The 20,794-nt window shown below is 60.0% G+C and carries 18 protein-coding genes and 1 tRNA gene; 13 read left to right on the top strand and 6 right to left on the bottom strand.

Features of this window, described 5'->3' with window-relative positions; genetic code table 11:
- Positions 1–59 precede the first annotated feature (59 nt).
- Both OOZ52_RS04940 and rpoH read left to right on the top strand, forming a co-directional pair.
- Positions 60–1,013 (top strand): RluA family pseudouridine synthase, encoded by a 954-nt coding sequence (locus tag OOZ52_RS04940; RefSeq protein ID WP_274697394.1) that lies wholly within the window; start codon positions 60–62, stop codon positions 1,011–1,013.
- Positions 1,014–1,141: 128 nt separating this feature from the next.
- Entirely contained in the window at positions 1,142–2,044 is a 903-nt protein-coding gene (gene rpoH, locus OOZ52_RS04935; protein ID WP_274697393.1) for an RNA polymerase sigma factor RpoH, read from the top strand.
- Here rpoH and OOZ52_RS04930 read toward each other — a convergent pair whose 3' ends face one another.
- Entirely contained in the window at positions 2,045–2,671 is a 627-nt protein-coding gene (locus OOZ52_RS04930) for a hypothetical protein (RefSeq protein WP_274697392.1), read from the bottom strand. It abuts the gene before it with no gap.
- 82 nt (positions 2,672–2,753) lie between these two features.
- Here OOZ52_RS04930 and mtgA point away from each other — a divergent pair, with 82 nt between their 5' ends.
- The 5 genes from mtgA to OOZ52_RS04905 all read left to right on the top strand — a co-directional run bounded on the left by mtgA (position 2,754) and on the right by OOZ52_RS04905 (position 6,243).
- The gene (gene mtgA, locus OOZ52_RS04925) at positions 2,754–3,425 is read left to right on the top strand and encodes a monofunctional biosynthetic peptidoglycan transglycosylase (RefSeq protein WP_274697391.1); all 672 of its coding nucleotides are present in this window, start codon (positions 2,754–2,756) and stop codon (positions 3,423–3,425) included.
- A 4-nt stretch (positions 3,426–3,429) separates the two neighbouring features.
- Complete coding sequence (locus OOZ52_RS04920; RefSeq protein ID WP_274697390.1) at positions 3,430–4,401, top strand: cation diffusion facilitator family transporter; 972 nt, start codon at positions 3,430–3,432, stop codon at positions 4,399–4,401.
- Complete coding sequence (locus OOZ52_RS04915) at positions 4,398–4,733, top strand: hypothetical protein (protein ID WP_274697389.1); 336 nt, start codon at positions 4,398–4,400, stop codon at positions 4,731–4,733. Before OOZ52_RS04920 ends, OOZ52_RS04915 begins: the two co-directional genes overlap by 4 nt.
- A gap of 3 nt (positions 4,734–4,736) precedes the next feature.
- Complete coding sequence (locus OOZ52_RS04910) at positions 4,737–5,402, top strand: hypothetical protein (protein ID WP_274697388.1); 666 nt, start codon at positions 4,737–4,739, stop codon at positions 5,400–5,402.
- A gap of 88 nt (positions 5,403–5,490) precedes the next feature.
- Positions 5,491–6,243: an SDR family oxidoreductase gene (locus OOZ52_RS04905; RefSeq protein WP_274697387.1), complete on the top strand. Its 753-nt coding sequence runs from the start codon at positions 5,491–5,493 to the stop codon at positions 6,241–6,243.
- A 53-nt stretch (positions 6,244–6,296) separates the two neighbouring features.
- Here OOZ52_RS04905 and clpX read toward each other — a convergent pair whose 3' ends face one another.
- Positions 6,297–7,565, bottom strand: a complete 1,269-nt coding sequence (gene clpX / locus OOZ52_RS04900) for an ATP-dependent Clp protease ATP-binding subunit ClpX (protein ID WP_274697386.1) — start codon at positions 7,563–7,565, stop codon at positions 6,297–6,299.
- A 189-nt stretch (positions 7,566–7,754) separates the two neighbouring features.
- The gene (locus tag OOZ52_RS04895) at positions 7,755–8,441 is read right to left on the bottom strand and encodes an ATP-dependent Clp protease proteolytic subunit (protein ID WP_274697385.1); all 687 of its coding nucleotides are present in this window, start codon (positions 8,439–8,441) and stop codon (positions 7,755–7,757) included.
- 220 nt (positions 8,442–8,661) lie between these two features.
- Here OOZ52_RS04895 and OOZ52_RS04890 point away from each other — a divergent pair, with 220 nt between their 5' ends.
- The 3 genes from OOZ52_RS04890 to OOZ52_RS04880 all read left to right on the top strand — a co-directional run bounded on the left by OOZ52_RS04890 (position 8,662) and on the right by OOZ52_RS04880 (position 14,556).
- Positions 8,662–10,779, top strand: a complete 2,118-nt coding sequence (locus tag OOZ52_RS04890) for a TonB-dependent receptor plug domain-containing protein (protein WP_274697384.1) — start codon at positions 8,662–8,664, stop codon at positions 10,777–10,779.
- 42 nt (positions 10,780–10,821) lie between these two features.
- A complete protein-coding gene (locus tag OOZ52_RS04885) occupies positions 10,822–12,369 on the top strand; it encodes an amidase (RefSeq protein WP_274697383.1) in 1,548 nt (515 codons plus the stop codon).
- A 99-nt stretch (positions 12,370–12,468) separates the two neighbouring features.
- Positions 12,469–14,556, top strand: coding sequence for a TonB-dependent receptor plug domain-containing protein (locus OOZ52_RS04880; protein ID WP_274697382.1), 2,088 nt, complete (start codon positions 12,469–12,471; stop codon positions 14,554–14,556).
- A gap of 78 nt (positions 14,557–14,634) precedes the next feature.
- Here OOZ52_RS04880 and tig read toward each other — a convergent pair whose 3' ends face one another.
- The gene (gene tig, locus OOZ52_RS04875) at positions 14,635–16,164 is read right to left on the bottom strand and encodes a trigger factor (RefSeq protein ID WP_274697381.1); all 1,530 of its coding nucleotides are present in this window, start codon (positions 16,162–16,164) and stop codon (positions 14,635–14,637) included.
- A 61-nt stretch (positions 16,165–16,225) separates the two neighbouring features.
- Positions 16,226–16,310 (bottom strand) — tRNA-Leu (locus tag OOZ52_RS04870).
- 138 nt (positions 16,311–16,448) lie between these two features.
- Between OOZ52_RS04870 and OOZ52_RS04865 the strand changes: the two genes are divergently transcribed.
- Positions 16,449–16,733 (top strand): DUF3297 family protein, encoded by a 285-nt coding sequence (locus OOZ52_RS04865; RefSeq protein WP_274697380.1) that lies wholly within the window; start codon positions 16,449–16,451, stop codon positions 16,731–16,733.
- Between the two features lie 61 nt (positions 16,734–16,794).
- Here OOZ52_RS04865 and nhaA read toward each other — a convergent pair whose 3' ends face one another.
- Positions 16,795–18,021: a Na+/H+ antiporter NhaA gene (gene nhaA, locus OOZ52_RS04860; protein WP_274697379.1), complete on the bottom strand. Its 1,227-nt coding sequence runs from the start codon at positions 18,019–18,021 to the stop codon at positions 16,795–16,797.
- Between the two features lie 148 nt (positions 18,022–18,169).
- Between nhaA and OOZ52_RS04855 the strand changes: the two genes are divergently transcribed.
- Together OOZ52_RS04855 and OOZ52_RS04850 are read left to right on the top strand one after the other, a co-directional pair.
- Positions 18,170–19,588 (top strand): glycosyl transferase family protein, encoded by a 1,419-nt coding sequence (locus tag OOZ52_RS04855; RefSeq protein WP_274697378.1) that lies wholly within the window; start codon positions 18,170–18,172, stop codon positions 19,586–19,588.
- Positions 19,585–20,769 carry a hypothetical protein gene (locus OOZ52_RS04850; protein ID WP_274697377.1) on the top strand — a complete coding sequence of 395 codons (1,185 nt, stop codon included), beginning with the start codon at positions 19,585–19,587 and terminating at the stop codon, positions 20,767–20,769. The genes OOZ52_RS04855 and OOZ52_RS04850 overlap by 4 nt, the downstream gene beginning before the upstream one ends.
- Positions 20,770–20,794: the final 25 nt, after the last annotated feature.

Raw genomic sequence — 20,794 nt, 5'->3', positions numbered from 1 at the left:
GTCTGACTGTCGCAACGTGGCCTTGTGCGCCAATCGCCCATATTGCAGGGAGGGCGGCGATGAACGGCGCGAAAACCCTCTCCGGCCTTATCCACACGCCCGGTCGCCTCGATAAGGCGCTGGCCGAAGTCTCCGACTTGTCGCGCGAGCGTATCAAGGGCCTGATTGCCGAGGGAAAGGTTGAGGTGGACGGAAAAGTCGCCACCTCGCCTTCTGCCAAAGTTCAAGTTGACTCTAGCTTTTTGATCCACATTCCACCCCCAAGCGACCCACAGGCTTATCCACAGGACATTTCGATCGAGGTCGTATTCGAGGACGATCACCTGATCGTGGTCGACAAGCCTGCCGGAATGGTGGTGCACCCGGCTGCAGGCAATCCGGACGGCACTCTGGTCAACGCATTGCTGCACCATTGCGGCGGTTCGCTTTCGGGCATCGGCGGTGTGGCGCGTCCCGGCATCGTCCACCGGATCGACAAGGACACCTCTGGCCTGCTGGTGGTTGCCAAGAGCGATGCCGCGCATGAGGGGCTGGCCAAACAGTTCGCCGACCACTCGATGGAGCGTGCCTATCTCGCGGTCTGCGGCGGCCATCCGAACCCGTCAGCCGGCACGGTTGATGAACGCATCGGGCGCAGCGAGGCCAATCGAAAGAAAATGGCGGTGCTGCCCAAGAAAAGCTCGCGCGGCAAAACGGCCGTTACGCACTACAAGACACTCAAGAGGCTCGATCACGCATCGCTGATCGAATGTCGCCTTGAAACCGGGCGGACCCACCAGGTTCGGGTTCACCTTGCATCAATCGGTCATGCGCTATTGGGAGACCCAGTTTACGGGCGCACGCCATCACCGCTTCGGGCCACGCTTAAGTCACTGGAATTTCAGCGACAGGCGCTGCACGCGGCGACTCTTGGTTTCGATCACCCCGTCACCGGTAACTTCTGCCAATTTTCGAGCGAATTACCTGATGATTTAGGGGAACTGATCGACCAACTAGGTGGTTCTAATCGATGAAATGCACCCTATATAGGGCCTGTGCGTGATATAAGAATCATACCAACGCACACCAATGTGGCCGCGAAGGTCGGGTGCCCAGCAGGGGCTCGAAAGCTGCGGTCGACGCAAGAAAGGTTTGGGACGAAGTGAGTAATAATCGACCGAGCGTGCCAGCGCTCAGCGGAGAGGGAAGCCTCAACCGCTATCTGGCTGAAATCAAGAAATTCCCGGTTCTGACGCCCGAGCAGGAATATATGCTCGCCGTGCGGTACAAGGAACATGAAGACCCTGATGCGGCAGCGCAGCTGGTAACAAGCCATCTGCGCCTCGTGGCGAAAATCGCTATGGGCTATCGCGGCTATGGTCTGCCCGTTTCGGATCTGATTTCCGAAGGCAATGTCGGCCTGATGCAGGGCGTGAAGAAGTTCGAGCCTGAAAGGGGCTTCCGCCTCGCAACCTATGCCATGTGGTGGATCAAGGCGAGCATCCAGGAATTCATCCTGCGCAGCTGGTCGCTCGTGAAAATGGGTACCACCGCTGCGCAGAAGAAGCTGTTCTTCAACCTTCGCCGGATGAAGAAGCAGCTGGAGGCTTACGAAGATTCCGATCTGCATCCCGATGATGTGGCGAAGATCGCAACCGACCTCGGCGTGCCCGAGCAGGAAGTGATCAACATGAACCGCCGCATGATGATGGGCGGTGACGGATCGCTCAACACTCCGATGCGCAACGGTGAAGAGGGTGCCGGCGAATGGCAGGACTGGCTCACCGATGATCGTCCGCTGCAGGACGTGGTCGTGGCCGACGCCGAAGAGGCAGAGGTGCGCCGCGAAATGCTGATCGAGGCGATGGATGCGCTAAACGACCGTGAAAAGCACATCCTGACCGAACGCCGCCTGACCGAAAACCCGCAGACGCTCGAAGAGCTTTCGCAGGTTTATGACGTATCGCGCGAGCGCATCCGTCAGATCGAGGTGCGTGCCTTCGAAAAGCTGCAAAAAGCGATGCAGCGGATCGCCGGTGAAAGGCTGATGCCAGCGGCGGCGTGATCAGGCAGGTAGCTCTGCTACCAAAGCATCAAACATCGATACATCGAAACGCCGGGGGCTATCCTCCGGCGTTTTGTTTTGTACACGCGCGATCAGCACTTCCGGTTCGGGGAGCGTGAATTCAACCTGGCCGGGAAGCACTTCCGCCATCGCTTCAAACCAGGCAAGCAGGTGCGGCTGCAAGGCAAGGTGTTGTTCAAAGTTTCCGCGCCTACGCGTCACATCGGCTTCCTTCTGCGCGCGCGCGACGTCCGGCTCTATCTTCTTGACCAGATAGAGGTCTGCAAAGCCCAGGTTCTCCGCTGCGATCTCCCGTCGCGCAGCATCCTGCGCCAGGGCAAACCTGTCCGGCCAGTCAAATCCGGCGCGCTCCATGCACCACGAATAGTGGAGCTTGAGCGGGTCGGTGTCGCAGACGACGTAGCCGTGTTCGCGCTCGATAGCCTGCGCGGCCCGAAAACGTGCTGCGTTGTGCGCGGCCCAAAACGCGGCGTGCGCTTCTGGAGGAGCATCGGGCGGAGGACGTTCTGCCTTCACCGGCATTTCGGGCAGCCACACATGTTCGCCGAACTGGCGACAATAGGTGGTCTTTCCGGACGCGCTGATACCTTCGACGACGATAATCATCCCGCGGTCATGTCCGTGCCTTTCGCATGGGTCAATGCAAAGCCCATTGCCGCCTTACTTCGATGGACCTAAATGCGGCGGTATGGCCCTGCGCATTCTGACCATCATCGCGAAGGCGATCCTGATCTTCGTGCTGTTCAGCGTCGTGTTGGTGCTGATCTTGCGCTTCGTGCCGGTCACTTACACCGCGACGATGCTGATGGATGAGCGCAGCGTCACCCGCGACTGGGAGCCGCTCAGCCGTATCGACCGCAATATGGTGAGCGCGGTCATTGCGGCGGAAGACGGTAAATTCTGCGAACACGACGGGTTCGACATGGAAGCCATCGAGGAAGCGCTGGAAGAGCGTGCTGCGGGCGGCCGCCAGCGTGGTGCCTCCACCATCAGCCAGCAGACGGCCAAGAACGTCTTCCTGTGGCAGGGCGGCGGCTGGTTCCGCAAAGGGTTCGAGGCCTATTTCACTTTCCTGATCGAGAAGCTGTGGACCAAACGGCGGATCATGGAAGTCTATCTCAACGTCGCCGAGACGGGGTTGGGCACCTATGGCGTGGAGAGCGGAGCGCAACGCTATTTTGGCCACTCCGCCGCGCGGCTATCGGCAGATGAAGCGAGCAGGATCGCGGCTGTCCTGCCAAGCCCCAAGACGCGTGAAGCGGTGAACCCCACTGGCTTTACCCGCCGCTATGGCAACACCATCGAAGCACGCATCGGCGTGGTAAGGCGTGACGCGCTCGACGCTTGCGTCTACGAGTAGGGCAATGGGCGCGGGGCATAATCATCATCACGGGCACGATCACGATCATGATCATCATCACGGCCATTCGCACGGGCTGGGTCACGGCCACAGCCATGCGCCCAAGGATTTCGGGCGTGCGTTTGCGATCGGGATCGTCCTCAACACCGCTTTCGTCATCGTCGAAGCGACCTACGGTTTCCTCTCCGGCTCAATGGCGCTGGTCGCCGATGCGGGGCACAATCTCTCCGATGTCCTCGGCCTGCTGATCGCCTGGGGTGCGAGTGTCGCTGCGAAAAGGCCGCCGTCGACGCGTTTCACCTACGGGCTAAAGAGCTCCACCATCCTCGCCGCCTTCGCAAACGGGATCCTGCTGCTGATTGCCATCGGGGCTATCCTGTTCGAGACCGTCCACCGCCTGATCGATCCGGTCGAGCCGCAGGGCTGGACGATGATCTGGGTCGCCGGGATTGGCATCGTCATCAACACCGCCACCGCGCTGATGTTCATGCGCGGGCGCAAGCATGACCTGAACATTCGTGGCGCCTTCCTGCACATGGCGGCTGATGCACTGGTGAGCGTTGGCGTCGTTATCGCAGGCGTTGCGATCTTGCTGACAGGCTATGTCGTGATCGATCCGCTCGTGAGCCTGCTGATCGTCGCAGTGATCGCCTGGGGCACCTGGGGGCTGCTGAAAGACAGTATCAGGATGGGCTTGCTCGGCGTACCCGATACGGTCGATTCCGACAGTGTGCGCGATCATCTTGAAGGGCTGGAGGGCGTTGCCGCCGTCCATGACCTGCACATCTGGCCGATGAGCACGACCGAGACGGCATTGACCGCGCATCTGGTCATGCCAGGCGGCCACCCGGGGGACGGTTTCCTGCGCAATCTGGCCGAGAAACTGCGCCATGATCATGGAATTGTTCATGTTACTGTTCAGGTTGAACAGGATAGGGAGTGTGCATCTCTCGGCAGCGAAGGGGATTGCACATGAGATTTTTCGCACTTGGCTCAGCATGTCTGGCTCTCACCGCCTGCGCCACACCAGAGCACTCGGTAAGTGACGAGGTCAATTTGCTGGCTGAGCCTCGCGGCGCGGAAACCCTCACTGAGCAGATATTGCGTGAAGGGCAGGGTGACGGTTGCCTTGTCGCCGGCAATGCGGGTCGGAACCGTGATGGGCTGCTCAGAGGATTCAACAATCACTGCCGCGACCTGCGTGATGTGATCGCCCCGCCAGAGCCACCGCCGGGTATCGAAATCGCACCACCGCCACCCCCACCGCCCCCTCCTGCCCGACCTTCCGGTACTGGCTCGGGTGATTAAGCGATGCGACTGATCCTCATTGGAACCGCAGCTCTAGCTCTGAGCGCAGGAAGCGTTGCCGCCCAGGAAGCGGAAACGGTCTATATGGGTATCGATCTGACGGCTGAGCCTCAGCCTCTGCCCCGCTCACCTGCCGATATCGGGCCGGAACAGCGGGCAGTGGGCATCCATCTGCGTGCGCTGCTGGATGAAGGTGTGGAGCTCGGCTGCCTCGCTTTCGACCCTCCCGCGAGTTTCTCGCAGACCGGCAGTGAAAGCGAAGAGTGCCGCGAGTATCTGCCGCGGCTCGTCGCGGCTACTTCGGACGAGGTCGAGATCGTGCCTGAACCCGAAAGGCGCGAGAACCGCTGGGCAAATGTGCCAGTCGTAACGCTCGCCCAGGCGGCCCAGAGCGGCAACAAACGCGCACAACTGGAGCTGGGCATCCGATTCGAAGAGGGCAGTCGCGGTGTAGAGCAGAACTGGGACAACGCGCTGGCGCTCTACACCCTGGCCGCAAGGCACACGCCTGCGCGGCAAGGCCTGATTGTCAGCGGCTCCGCTGAAACCGCGGGGCAAGGCGGAGGCCTATCACGGGGAGAGATTTCCCGCCGCGTGCCGGGATTGCGAGATGCACGCCGGAGGCTGGAAGCGCTCAGTGAGCGGATGCAGGGGCAGGCGCGCGAATAGCGTTCTCGGACAACTTTAAGAGCAGGAAACGGGACGCGTACACGTTGCATTGTCTGCAGATGGAAATTGTTCCCCTCAGGAGATTTCCATGAACTTGCTTGAAAACAAATCTGCTATCATTACCGGCGCCAGTTCAGGCATCGGCCTCGCTGCCGCCCGGCTGTTCGCTTCCCACGGAGCGCGGCTGGTGCTCGTCGCCCGTTCGGCCGAGCCGCTGGGCGAATTATGTTCCGAGCTGGGTGACAGCGCGCTGTCGGTAGTCGGAGATGTTACCCAGCCGGAAACGCATGACCGTGCGGTGGCCCTCGCCAAAGAAAATTTCGGAAGCCTGGACATTGCTTTCAACAATGCAGGCACGTTGGGTACGTTAGCTCCATTGGCTGAGCTGACGCTTGAGGATTGGGAGCACACGCTGCGGACGAATTTGACAGCCTGCTTTCTTGCTGCATCGGCGCAACTCCCTGCCATGCTGGAGCATGGCGGCGGAAGCCTTGTTTTTACCGGCAGTTTTGTAGGTGTCAGTGCCGCCATGCCGAATATGGGCGCCTACGGCACCACCAAAGCTGGGCTTACTGGCCTAGTAAAATCGATCACTGCCGATTACGCCCACCTCGGTATCCGTGCCAATACACTCTTGCCCGGCGCGGTTGATACGCCGATGGCTGGCAGCGAAGAGAATAAGGACTGGGCGGCCACTCTGCACCCCGTCAGGCGTATAGCATTTCCCGAGGAGATTGCGCAGGCGGCACTCTTCCTCGCAAGCGACATGGCGAGCTTCGTCAACGGTAGCAATCTGTGGGCCGATGGCGGCAATTCGGCAACAAAAGTCCAAGCAAGCTAAATGCCGCTCCGCTTGTCAGGTAATGTGCCGGGCAAGCGGAGCGGTAAAGCGGATCAGGCCGCCTCTTCCTTCTTGCCCTTCTTGCCTTCGACAACGCGGACAGGCTCTTTCTTGCCAAGTACCACGTCGCCATCGACTACGACTTCGCTCACACCTTCCATTGAAGGCAGATCGAACATCGTATCGAGCAGGATCGCTTCGACGATTGAGCGCAGGCCGCGAGCACCCGTCTTGCGGGCGATGGCCTTCTTGGCGATTTCGCGCAGCGCATCGTCGGTGAAGGTCAGTTCCACGTCTTCGAGGTCGAAGAGCTTCGCATACTGCTTCACCAGCGCGTTCTTCGGCTCCTGCAGGATGGTGACGAGTGCGTCCTCATCGAGATCGTGCAGCGTCGCGATCACCGGCAGACGGCCGACAAACTCAGGGATCAGACCGAATTTCAGCAGGTCTTCCGGCTCTGCCTTTTCCAGCAGTTCGCCAATCTTGCGCTTGTCCGGTTCTGCCACGTTCGCGCCGAAACCGATTGAGCGCTTCTGCAGGCGATCACCGATAATCTTTTCGAGGCCAGCGAAAGCACCGCCGCACACGAACAGGATATTGGTGGTGTCAACCTGCAGGAATTCCTGCTGCGGATGCTTGCGACCGCCTTGTGGCGGAACCGAGGCGGTGGTGCCTTCCATCAGCTTGAGCAGCGCCTGCTGCACGCCTTCGCCCGACACGTCACGGGTGATGGAGGGGTTTTCCGCCTTGCGCGTGATCTTGTCGATCTCGTCAATGTAGACGATGCCCTGCTGAGCCTTTTCGACATTGTAGTCGCTGGCCTGCAGAAGCTTGAGGATGATGTTTTCTACGTCCTCACCCACGTAACCCGCTTCGGTCAGCGTGGTGGCGTCAGCCATAGTGAAGGGAACGTCAAACGTACGTGCCAGCGTTTGTGCAAGCAGCGTTTTACCCGAGCCGGTGGGGCCGACGAGCAGGATGTTTGACTTCGCCAGCTCCACATCGTTGCCTTTGCCCGAGTGGGCGAGGCGCTTGTAATGGTTGTGCACGGCGACGGAGAGCACGCGCTTGGCACGGTCCTGCCCGATCACGTAGTCATTCAGCGTGCCGCAGATTTCATGCGGGGTGGCGATTTCGCCATCCTTCTTGCCGCCAAGGCCGCTCTTGGCCTCTTCCCGGATGATGTCGTTGCACAGCTCCACGCACTCATCGCAGATGAACACGGTAGGGCCGGCAATCAGCTTGCGCACTTCGTGCTGCGACTTCCCGCAGAAGCTGCAGTACAGGGTGCTCTTGCTATCGGATCCGCTCAACTTCGTCATAATCCTTCAATCCTGCCCGCCCCATACCGCAGAATCGCGACGGTTCGGGACTCGACTGCCCATCCTAGGGCAGCGAGATTCAATATCAATCACATGTATCCTTAACATCCCCGCCTTGCGCCAATGTGAAACGGCAGGGTTGCCAAAATGCTACAATTTGCCTGAGGCGTCTTAACGCCTGTCGGGGGTTTACTCCGCCGGAGCGCCGCCCGAACCGCTTTTCTCGCTTGCTTCATCGTCCTTCGGGCGATGGGCGAAGACCTTGTCCACCAGGCCGAACTTCTTGGCTTCTTCGGCTTCGAGGAAAGTGTCGCGGTCCATCGCCTTCTCGATATCTTCGAGGCTTTGGCCGGTATATTCGACGTAGAGATCGTTCATACGCTTCTTGATGCGCAGGATTTCCTTCGCCTGAATTTCAATGTCCGATGCCATGCCGCGCGCACCGCCCGAAGGCTGGTGCACCATGATCCGGGCGTTGGGCAGCGCCACGCGCATGCCCGGTTCACCCGCAGCCAGCAGGAACGAACCCATAGAAGCGGCCTGGCCGACGCATACGGTGCGGACCTTGGGCTTGATGTATTGCATGGTGTCATGGATCGCCATGCCGGCAGTTACGACGCCGCCGGGCGAGTTGATATACATCGAGATGTCGTTCGAATTTTCGCTTTCGAGGAACAGCAACTGCGCCACGATCAGTGCGGCCATGTTGTCTTCCACCTGGCCGGTGACAAAGACGATGCGTTCACGCAGCAGGCGGCTGAAAATATCGAAACTGCGCTCGCCACGGCTGGTCGATTCCACAACCACGGGCACGAGTGCGCCGGTCAGGGGATCGGTGGTGAACTGGTCTTTGTTGTCGCCGAACAGGTCGAGCATGCGATGAATTCCTCTCGTCTCGCTGTGAAGCGCCTATGTCGCCCCGCATCGCGCCAAGTTCAAGAGGGTAAGGGTTAACCCGTCAAGAATCCCTTCATCAGGCGCAGAATGTCGCTCGTCGATTGATCGGGTCTCCGCTGCATCTTGTCGAAACCATCGCGCTTTATCCAGCCGCATGCTGTCTTTCGATTACAGATGTAAATGAGGGATGGGATCAACCATGCGCAGAATTCTTTCGACCGTTGCCGCGACTGCCTTGATTGCCGGGTGGACTTCAACTGCCGCTGCTCAGGAAGCCGAAAGTGGTGATCCGGAAACGCAGGAGGCTACCCAGCAAGACGAGAATGCGCCGATTACGGGGCAGAATATCGATGGCCGTCGGGTTTTTGCACCTGCAGATTTTTCCCGCTTCGCACCGCGTAATGCGCTTGAAATGGTCAACCGCATTCCCGGATTTACGCTTCGCGGTGAAGACGGCGGCCGCGGGCTAGGCCAGGCATCGGCTAACGTACTGATCAATGGTGAGCGCATCACCAACAAGTCCGAAGGCGTGTTCAGCCAGCTTGAGCGCATCGGTACTGACCGGGTTGAGAGCATCGAAATCGTTGACGGCGCCACCCTGGGTATAGCCGGACTCTCGGGCCAGGTCGCCAACGTCATCACCCGCCCGAGCGATATCTCGGGCCGCTTCCGCTATCGTGCCAGTTTCCGTCCGCGTTATGCCGAGCCAAGCTTCATTGGCGGCGAGGTGTCGCTGAGTGGATCGGGCGATACGCTCGACTGGACCGTTGCGCTCTCGAACGGCGTGGGCCGGGGTGCTGCAGGCGGTGGTGAGGCATTCATCGAAGACGCCAGCGGTAATATCATCGAAACCCGAGACATCAGGATGCAGTTCATCGCGGATCAGCCGCGCATCTCGGGCAATATCACCTGGCGCAGCCCGGGCGGTGCAGTGGTCAATGCCAATGCCAACTACGGCCGTGTTTACGAAAACTTCCGCGACAATCAGTATCGCGATCTGGTGAACGGTGTTGACCGCTTCCGCATGTTTGAATTCCGCAATCGCGGATACAACTATCAGTTTGGCGGTGACGTGCAGTTCAATCTGGGGCCGGGTCAGCTCAAGCTGATTGGCCTCGAACGGTACACTCAGCGTAATGGCCGTGCCGATTCCATTCTGGATTTTGACGATGGCAGCCCGGATTCGGGCACTCGTTTTGCCTCGCAATCAGGAAGTGGTGAACGCATTGGCCGCGCGGAATACAGCTGGAGCATGCTCGGCGGTGACTGGCAGCTGGATGCCGAAGCGGCTTTCAACCGTCTCGATCGCACGGCGCAGCTCTTCACACTCGATAACGCAGGTGCCTTTGTGGAGCAGCCGTTCCCCAATGGCACTGGCGGGGTGACAGAAGATCGCTATGAAAGCATCCTGACGCATAGTCGCTCGCTGGCCGACAACCTCTCGCTGCAGATCGGCGTGGGCGGTGAATACTCCACCATTTCGCAGACCGGAGCCAATGGCCTGACGCGCAGTTTCTGGCGACCCAAGGGATCGCTCAACCTCGCATGGCAGGTGGAGCAGGGCTTCGATATTTCGCTAAACCTTGCGCGGCGGGTGGGGCAATTGTCCTTCGGGGACTTCCTTGCCAGCGTATCGCTCAACCAGAACCAGCAGAATGCCGGGAACGTGGAGCTTGTACCGCAGCAGAGCTGGGAAGTAGAGCTGCAGGGCACCAAGAGCCTTGGCGACTGGGGCAGCACCGAGATCCTGCTCTACGCCCGCGAGATCGAGGATTTCATCGAGTTCATTCCGGTTGCCGGCGGTCTGGAAACGCGCGGTAATATCGATAGCGCCAGCGTGTTCGGTGTACGCTGGAACAGCACTTTCCAGCTTGAACCCCTTGGTTTCAACGGCGCACGGCTGGACCTGACCGTTGATCTTGACAAGACCAGCCTGATTGACCCGCTTACCGGCGAGGAACGCAGCTGGAGCGGCAACCGCAATCACGAGATCGAGTCCACCCTTCGCCACGATGTGCCCAATTCCAACTGGGCCTGGGGTGCCGGTTTCAATTACAACCACGCACTGCCCGAGTACCGCTTGAGCGAAGAGGGCCTGAACTACGAAGGCCCGCTCTACACCTTTGCCTTTATCGAGCACAAAGACGTGTTCGGGATGACGGCGAACCTGACCGTCTTCAATCTGACCGATGGCCGCGCGCGGCAGGATCGTTACGTCTATGCCGGATATCGCGACCGCTCGCCGCTGCTGTTCCGCGAGGTGCAGAACCTGTCTGTCCAACCAATCTTCAACTTCCGTTTGAGCGGGGATTTCTAGACGGGATTGATTGCGCGCGGCATCAAGCGCACAAAGGAGGGCATGAAAAATGCCTTTCTGCTCGCCGCCGCCTCTGTCTCTGCCATTGCTCTTTCGCCGCAATCAGGATGGGGGCAGGCCCATTCTACGTCGGAAGTGAGCGGGACAGCTGAAGGAAGCAGGATAGACCGTTCGCTTGGAGTGGTTACCCAGCTCGAACGCATAGAGACGATCGATGATGCAGGCCCCCAACTCAATGCGGTCATCGCCATCAATCCAAACGCAGTTCGGGATGCGCGCGTTGCTGAGCGAGCTGGAGCATGGCTGGATGGCCGAACAGTGCTCGTCAAAGACAATATCGAAACGCGGGAATTGCCCACCACGGCAGGCTCGCTCGCGCTGGCTGGTAACGACACAGGCCGTGATGCGCCGCTGATCGCAAGGATGCGCCAGAATGGCGGTGTTGTGCTCGGCAAGACGAACCTCTCCGAATGGGCAAACTTCCGCTCGACCGAAAGCACCAGCGGCTGGAGTGCGGTTGGCGGTCTTACGCGCAACCCCTACGCCACGGATCGCAACAGCTGCGGTTCGTCCTCGGGCAGTGGCGCGGCTGTTGCTGCAGGTTTGAGCTGGGGGGCTATCGGCACCGAGACCAACGGATCGATCACCTGCCCGGCCAGCATAAACGGTGTGGTCGGTTTCAAACCCACGGTGGGCCTGGTCAGCCAGGACTTGATCGTACCGATCAGCCACTCGCAGGACACCGCCGGGCCGATGACCCGCAATGTGCCTGATGCCGCGCTGCTGCTCTCTGCCATTGCCGGACCTAATTACGGTGAAATGGGAGAAGGCGACCTGGGTTACGACTTCACCGCCGATCTTGATCATAATGCGCTCGATGGCGTGCGCATTGGCGTAATGCGCGAACGGTGCGGCGATTTCGCGCCGCTGTGCGAAGTCTACGAGGTGGCGCTGGCCGATCTTGAGAGCGCAGGCGCGGTGCTGGTTGATATCACCCACGAAACCGACCCTGCCATCTGGGGCGACAGCTATACCGTACTGCTGTATGAATTCCGCGAGGGGATAGACGCTTACCTCGAAGGTTCTCCTGCCGACATCCCGGTACGGTCATTGGAAGACCTGATCGCGTTCAATGAAGCCCATGCGGACGCGGAAATGCGCTGGTTCGGGCAGGACATTTTCGAGCAATCGCTGCAAACCACCGATACCGCAGCCTATGAAGCTGCCCGTGCGAACAGCTTCCGCATTGCCGGCCCCGAAGGCATCGATGCGCTGCTTGCCGAGCACAATGTCGCTTTCCTTGTCGCGCCCACGCGCGGTCCGGCTTGGGTGAACGACCTTGTGAATGGCGACAACTTCCGTGGCGGCATAGGGGCAGGGTCGCTTGCCGCTATCGCCGGATACCCGCATCTCACCGTGCCGATGGGGCATATCGAGGGTCTACCGGTGGGTCTTTCCTTCATCGGTGCTGCATGGGACGACCACGCCGTGTTGCAGGCCGGCGCTTCATACGAGCGCGCCCGCACCGCTGAATTGCCGGAACCCTCGCTAAGACCCTGGCGGCCGGCAGATCTCGGAGTGGAGGACTAACAGTCCGTATTGCCGCGCGTTACAAATTGGCTTAGCGGCGCAACATCAATCCGTTCGGAGCCCATCTCTATTGTGACCCACCGTCATGCAAAATGCGGGATGTTCTCGCTTGCCATTGCTCTCACGTGGCACGCCGCTCCGGTGTGGGCGCAGGAGGCGGAGGGTGTTGCCGAAGCGCAGGACGTGTCGGTTGACGAAGGTGCGACGGGGGATGTTCGCGAAGTCTACACGCCCGCCGATTTCGCCCGCTTTGCACCGCGCAATGCGCTCGACCTGATCGAGCAGCTTCCGGGCTTCGATGTCGATCGTGGCGGCGGCGGCGGAGGCGGAGGACGCGGTTTCGGCCAGGCTTCGGAAAACCTGCTGATCAACGGCGAACGTATCTCCAGCAAGTCGACCAGCACGGCAGACCAGCTCGCGCGCATTTCGGTAGAGCAGGTTGTTCGCATCGAAGTTGTTGACGGGGCTACGCTGGACATCCCCGGGCTATCGGGCCGCGTCGCCAACATCATAGTCCAGCAGGGCGGGGCTGCGGGGCAGTTTCGTTGGCGGCCTGAATGGAATTTCGGCACCGCACCCGCGCAATGGTTCGAAGGCGAGATTTCGCTGACCGGGCAAGTGGGAGGGGTGGACTACACACTGGCGCTGGAGAACCGCGATTTTGCGCGCGGGCGCTCCGGCCCCTCCATCATCACACTGGCTGATGGCACGGTGGATGAACGGCTTAATTCCCAATCGAACCTGTTCAACCGGCCCAATCTCAACGCCTTCCTTTCGTTCGACATCGCGCCTGAGGTGGCGGTCAATCTGAACCTTTCCGGCGGGATCGAGATTTTTGACTCCGAAGAAGTGGAAGCACGTATCGCGAGCAATCCGCTCACGCCCTTTGTCGAAACCTTCGATACGCGCAGTGACGAATGGTATTACGAGATCGGCGGTGACATCACTTTCCCGCTGGCTGGGGGCGAGCTTAAGCTTATTGCGCTCGAAAGCTTCGACCATGGCGACCGGACGTCGACATCGCTGCTTGATCAGCAAGGATCGGAACTGAGCGGCTCGCAGTTTATCCGCGTGTTCGATCGCGGCGAGCGGATCGGGCGCGCCGAATACAGTTGGGGCATGCTGGGGGCGGATTTCCAGCTTTCGGGTGAGGCGGCCTTCAACCGGCTGGATCAGGAAGGACGCCTGTTCGATTTTGATCCGGTGCAAGGCGACTATGTTGAAACGACGTTCGACGGCGGCGTCGGCGGAGTGCGCGAGGACCGCTATGAAGCGCTCCTTAGTGTAGGCTTTTCCCTTACCGAAAATCTGTCAGTGCAGTTGATTGGCGGCGGCGAATATTCGCAGCTTTCACAAACCGGAGACAACGCGCGGTCGCGTAGCTTCCAGCGGCCCAAAGGCTCGCTCAGCCTTGCCTGGGCACCGATAGACGGGCTGGATATCAATGTCGAAGTGGCGCGCCGTGTCGGGCAGCTCGATTTTGGCGATTTCCTCTCCAGCGTGAACCTGTCCGAAGAGCAACAGAACGCCGGCAATAGCGATCTTCGTCCGCAGCAAAGCTGGGAATTGGAGCTCGAGATCGCCAAGAACTTTGGCGAATGGGGTTCGGCGACGCTGACGTTGTTCGATCAGGAGATCGAAGATTTGTTGGTAATCGTTCCGCTGGCCAATGGAGGCGCGGCGCGGGGTAATCTCGATTCCGCCAGCCGCTACGGTCTCGATTTCAATGGAACATTGCAATTGGCTCCGCTTGGGCTGGAAGGCGGCCAACTCGATCTCATTGTCCGGTGGGAAGATTCCGAATTGATCGATCCGGTCACGGACGTCGCGCGCCGCTTCGACCGCAATGATCCCTTCGCATTCCGTTTCGACTTCCGGCATGACGTGCCGCGCACCGACTGGGCGTGGGGCTGGTCATTCGAAGATGTCGAACGTGCACCCGGATACCGCGTGACGCAAGAAATTCTCGAACACGGCGCAAACACGCAGGCTGCGGTGTTCATTGAACACAAGGACGTGTTCGGCGCGACTGCGAACCTGCGCCTCGTAGATCTGCTCGATCGTGAGGATTTCCTGTTCCGCACGGTCTATGATGGGCCGCGCAATACAGCGCCAGTCCTGTTTACTGAAGAGCGCCGCCGCGACCTTGGCCAGCGTATTACGCTGACACTGACGGGCAGCTTCTAAGCATCAAGCACGGACAAAGAAAAACCCCTCTCCAGCGCCTGCCGGAGAGGGGTTTTCTGTAGCGATCCGGGGACCCGCTTACTTCTTCTTAGCAGGAGCCTTCTTTGCAGCAGGCTTCTTGGCCGGAGCCTTCTTCGCTGCGGGCTTTGCAGCGGCCTTCTTTGCCGGAGCTTTCTTAGCCGGAGCCTTCTTGGCAACTTCCTTCTTCGGAGCGGCCTTTTTGGCGGGAGCCTTCTTCTTCGCAGGTGCCTTTTTCTTCTTGGCCGGAGCAGGTGCTGCTTCCTCGGCTTCGATGGCGGCTTCCAGTTCTTCACGCGTCACGTCGCGCTCGGTGACTTCGGCCTTGTCGAACAGGAAGTCGACAACCTTGTCTTCATACAGCGGTGCGCGCAGCTGGGCCTGGGCCATCGGTTCATTGCGCACGTATTCGATGAAACGCTCGCGGTCTTCGGCGCGATACTGCTGGGCAGCCTGCTGGATCAGCATCTGCATCTCCTGCTGGCTGACTTCAACGCCATTGGCCTGGCCAATTTCGGACAGCAGTAGGCCGAGGCGAACGCGGCGCTCTGCAATGCGCTTGTAGTCGTCCTTCTCGGCTTCCAGTTCCTTCATCGCCGCGTCGGTATCGTCTTCCTTCGCAGCTTCCTGGGTCAGCTGGTTCCAGATCTGGTCGAATTCGGCTTCCACCATGGTCGGCGGAACGTCGAAATCGTGATCGGCAGCCAGCGTGTCGAGCAGCTGGCGCTTCATCTGCGTGCGCGTGAGACCGGCACTTTCTTGCTCGATCTGGCCCTTCACAAGCTCCTTCAGCTTGTCGAGGCTGTCGAGGCCCAGCGCCTTGGCGAAGTCTTCGTCCACCTTGGTTTCGCCTTCGACCTTCACCTGCTTCACGGACACGTCGAACTCGGCATCCTTACCGGCGAGGTGCTCGGCAGGGTAATCTTCGGGGAAAGTGACCTTGATGGTCTTCTCGTCGCCCTTCTTGGCGCCTGTCAGCTGCTCTTCGAAGCCCGGGATGAACTGGCCGGAACCGATCACCAGCGGAGCATCTTCAGCCTTGCCGCCTTCGAATTCCTCGCCGTCCACGCGGCCGGTGAAATCGATGATCAGCTGGTCGCCTTCGGCAGCCTTCTTGGTCTTGGCTGCATCCTTGTAGCTCTTCTGACCTTCAGCGATCTTGCCGAGCGCTTCATCAAGCTGTTCGTCGCTGACGGGGACGTTGAGCTTTTCAAGCGTCAGGCCTTCGATCGAAGGCGTTTCGATTTCGGGAAGCACTTCGACTTCGACGGTGAGCTCGGCATCCTTGCCTTGCTCGTAACCTTCTTTCATCTCGACCTTCGGCTGCAGCGCAGGGCGCAGCTTTTTGTCCTTGATCAGGCCGTCCACCGATTCGCGCACCGTGTTGTTCAGCACGTCTGCGTGCAGCGCTTCACCGTGCATCTTGCGCACGAGGTTGGCGGGCACTTTACCCGGGCGGAAGCCGGGCATGCGCACCTGCGGTGCAACCTTCTTTACCTCGGCATCGATCTTGGAATCGATGTCCTTGGCAGTGATGGTGACGGTGTAGGCACGCTTGAGGCCTTCATTGGTGGTTTCGACGATCTGCATTGTCAGCCTTTACTTCAATCTCTCTTCCGGTCCGCGCCAACCGTAATCCGGCCAGCGAAACTGGTGCGGGCGAAGGGACTCGAACCCCCACATCGTAAGATACTGGTACCTAAAACCAGCGCGTCTACCAGTTCCGCCACGCCCGCAGCAAAGCGAACCGTGCGGGTGTATACCCGCGCACGAAGCGCCGCCCTTAGAAGGGACTGCGTAAAAGGGCAAGACGGACTTGCACAGACTCGGCAATTCGATTGCTTTTTGCGCCGGTTTGGCTAGTTGGCAGCCGCATGAGTGACGAAAACGCAAAAGACACACCGCCTGATCGCCTCGCGATCGATCCACGCAGCGAATTTTTCGACGGCGAAAAGCTGCAACGCGGCGTGGCCATCCGCTTCAAGGGGCGCGAGCGCACCGATATCGAGGAATACTCGATTCCCGAAGGCTGGGTGCGCGTACAGGCGGGCAAAACGGTGGACCGCAAGGGGCGCCCGCTCACGATCAAGCTGAATGGCTCGGTAGAGGCCTGGTATGAAGACTTGGGCGACAATCCGCCGATCAACAAGAAAGACTGATTACGCAGGACTGACGGGCACGCTGGATCCCGGTGCCCTTTTGTTTTGCATGACAACCGGATCAGACGACCGGGCTGGCCGGATCATCCTTCTGCTCGGGATGGCTTGTTGTCATTCGCAGGATCACATAGCCGAGCACTGCAGAAATCAGCGAACCGGTAAGGACACCGATCTTCGCCTCGTCACGCAACATACGTGCTGCTTCGCCCGAACCCGGGAAGGCCAGTTCACCGATAAACAAGCTCATGGTGAAGCCGATACCGCACAGGATCGAAACGCCCCAGACTTCTACCCAGGTGCATCCCGCGGGCTTTTCGACAAGGCCAACCTTTACGGCAGCCCATACGGTGGAGAAGATGCCCACTTGCTTGCCAATCACGAGACCTGCCGCAATTGCCAGCGGCAATGGATCTAACAGCGCGTCCATACCCAGCCCGGAAATGTTTACACCGGCATTGGCAAAGCCGAATATCGGAACCACCAGATAGGCATTCCACGGCACCAGCGAGTGCTCCATGTCTTCCAGCATGGTCGATCCGTCCTTGCACTTGAACGGGATCATCAGCGCTGCAAGTACGCCGGCGATAGTTGCGTGTACGCCCGAGTAAAGCACCAGATACCAGAGCAGAACGGTGAGCGCGATGAACGGGATCTTGGACGAAACGCCCTTGCGGTTCAGGTAGTACATGAACCCCAGAACCACGAGCGATGCGACAAGATACATCACCTTGAGATTGGCGGTGTAGAAGATCGCGATGATGGTCACCGCGCCGATGTCATCCACAATGGCCACCGTCAGCAGGAACAGCCGCAGCGCGGAAGGCACACGGGTGCCCAGCAGGCCGACAACGCCCATGGCAAAGGCAATATCTGTCGCCGCGGGAATGGCCCAGCCGTTGGCGAGACCGGGCTCGCTTCCGGCGATCCAGAAATAGACTGCAGCCGGGGCTGCCATCCCTGCAATTGCCGCCAGTATGGGCAGGTTGCGTGCCTTGGGGTCGGAGAGGTTGCCGGCGATAATCTCTCGCTTCACTTCCAGCCCTACAACGAAGAAGAAGATCACCATCAGACCATCGTTCACCCACAGGTGGATTGTATTCAGGTAGAAGGTGTCTTTGGACCAGAGATAGCCGTTGAACAGTTCGAAATAGGCCGGAGCAACGCCCGAATTGGCCACCACCATCGCAACCAACGCGACGAGGATCAGCAGTATCCCCGCAAACGCATCGGCTTTGAACAGCGCGGTAAAGTTGCGGACGGCTTTGGTAATTGTGCTGGGTTCTGACATGTCTGTGCCCCATTTCGGAAATGCCGGAGAATTGCAAGTAACCAGAGCGAATCCGTGCGTAATTCGTTCTGATAACCGATCCAAGTGGTTGCAATCGGGGGCGTAAAATGTACTCCTGAATTCTATGATAGTCCAAGGGGGGCAATGAATGAGCCTGGGGGCATGGTCGGCGTTCGAATGGTTGGCGCTGGCCGAATACGAGTTACTCCTGTTTGCTGGCGTGTTCTTTCTGATCGGCGCGCTGGACGAGTTTGCAATGGACGCGACGTGGCTGTGGCTGCGGGCGCGCGGCAAGATCAAAACGCATAAGGTTTCTCGCGAGGATCTTCGCTACCGGGCGTTGCAGGGCCGCACGGCGGTATTCATTCCGGCCTGGCAGGAAAGCCCGGTCATCGGACACACTTTGCGCCATGCACTCGGTGCATGGCGGCAAACTAATCTGGTTTTCTACATTGGCTGTTATCGCAACGATCCTGCCACCTTGCAGGCTGCGCTGGATGGGGCGGCCGGCGATCCGCGTGTTCGACTAGTCGTGCATGACAAAGACGGCCCATCGACAAAGGCCGACTGCCTCAACCGTCTGTATCGTGCAATGGAACTGGACGAGGCGCGACAGCGCAGGCCGGTTGCCAGCGTGTTGCTGCACGATGCGGAAGATATGGTCGATCCGGCGGCGCTAGCGCTTATTGATCGCACCTTGGAGCAGCACGATTTCGTGCAGTTGCCGGTGCTGCCGATGCCTCACCCTTCGTCCCGCTGGGTTGCCAGCCATTATTGTGAGGAATTTGCCGAAGCCCATGGCAAGGCGATGGTCGTACGTGATGCTCTGCGCACCGGATTGCCGGCGGCGGGCGTCGGGTGCGCGTTCTCGCGCGATATGCTCGATCGCATGGGTCGCCTTGAAGAAGACTCCCAAGGCCCCTTCTCCGAAGGATCGCTGACCGAAGATTACGAGCTTGGCCTCCGCGTGGCAGAGGCAGGCGGAAGATCGCGCTTCATGCGCGTGCGCGGCAATGACGGGCAGCTGATCGCAACCCGCGGGTACTTCCCCGCCTCCTTGTCGCGGGCGGTCAAGCAGAAGGCGCGCTGGATGCACGGCATAGCCTATCAGGGGTGGGATCGCCTCGGCTGGAATGGCGGCATTGCCGAGATGTGGATGCGGATGCGTGATCGGCGCGGGCCGCTTTCGGCTTTGGTGCTATTCGCAGGTTATCTACTGCTGATCCTGGCGGCATGTCTCAGCATTCTTGGTTGGGCGGGATACTCTCGCCCGTGGGAGCCGACGCCGCTGCTTTACGGTTTGCTGCTGGCCAACTTCGTGGCGCTTTCCTGGCGGGTCGTGATGCGTTTTGCCTTTACCGCGAGGGAATATGGCTGGGCAGAAGGTTTGCGCGCGGTCCTGCGCATTCCGCTGGCCAACATTATCGCCATTATGGCCGGACGCCGTGCCCTGTTTGCCTATGCCCGCACTCTGCGCGGTGAGGCGCCCGAATGGGACAAGACTTCGCATTCGCGCCATCCGTCGCAAGAACAGGCTGACGAAGCCTTGCAGGAGCGCGCAGCATGAGTTCGCGCAGAAACCGATCTGCCAGCCATCGCGGTGGTGCGCTGTTAATGCTGCTTGGCGTTGTCGTCGCGTGGTCCGCCATGCGGCTGATGACCTGGGCACCGCCGTTCGAGCCTGCCTCGCTTTCGGTCCTGCCACTGGGCGGCGCACCACTGGTGGAAGACATCGCTCCCGAACGATCCGCGGCACCAAGTGAGGCGGAAGATGCACTGCCGATTGAGCAGCCGATGATCGTGCCGCCTTACCCGAGCCAACCCATTGTGGAGCCAGCACCGCCGCCAGAGCGCGTAATTTCCCCGCAACCCGTTGTGCCGCAGCCCCAGGCCGAAATTCCAATGATGTCCAGTGCTGCTTCGCGTAGTTTTGGCGGGGTAGGCCAGCTGATCAATCACGCCATGCTTTTGCAAGCGGGCTATCGCTCGAGCGCGTCCGCGCCTGCCGGCCTCTATGCCGAGACTGCACTGGTGCGCCCTGATGCGCAGCTGCAAAATGTTCCTGCAGCGGCAGCAGAGATGCGCCGCGATCCAGCTCCCTCACGTTGGTCGATGGATGCCTGGGCACTGTGGCGAGAGGATACGACAACACCGATCCTGTCCGGTCGGCCAAGCTATGGTCGCAGCCAGGCTGGTGCAGTCCTGCGATATCGCCTCGCGCCTTCAAGCGGACATGGCCCACATCTCCATCTGCGCGGAAATGCCGCACTTGAAGGTGCACGAGAGCGCGAGGTAGCATTTGGCGTGTCGGCGCGCACTATACCGTCTGTGCCCGTCCGCTTCGCAGCGGAGGCGCGGGTGACCGAGATCGCGGGCGGGACCGAGCTTCGCGGCGCGGCCTATGCTGTGACCGAAATCCCGCCGATCCCGCTACCTGCGGGCTTCTCCGCCGAAGTTTATGGCCAGGCCGGATATGTCACCGGCGACAATGCGACGCTTTTCGTCGATGGTCAGACGCGCCTTACGAGGCGCCTGGCGGGCAACGATGACTTCCGGCTTGAAGCGGGCGGCGGTGCATGGGGCGGTGCGCAGGAAGATGCCGGGCGGCTCGACGTGGGGCCCAGCGCATCGGTCAATTTCCGCATCGGCCCTGCACGTGGGCGTGTCTCAGCCGACTATCGCTTCCGCGTGGCGGGGGAAGCCGAGCCTTCGAGTGGCCCTGCGCTCACACTTTCCGCCGGATTTTAGGCGAAAGCGCGCATTGATCTTCAAT

Source organism: Aurantiacibacter sp. D1-12 (assembly GCF_028858515.1).
GTDB lineage: Bacteria > Pseudomonadota > Alphaproteobacteria > Sphingomonadales > Sphingomonadaceae > Alteraurantiacibacter.
This window is presented reverse-complemented; position numbering and strand designations above follow the sequence as displayed.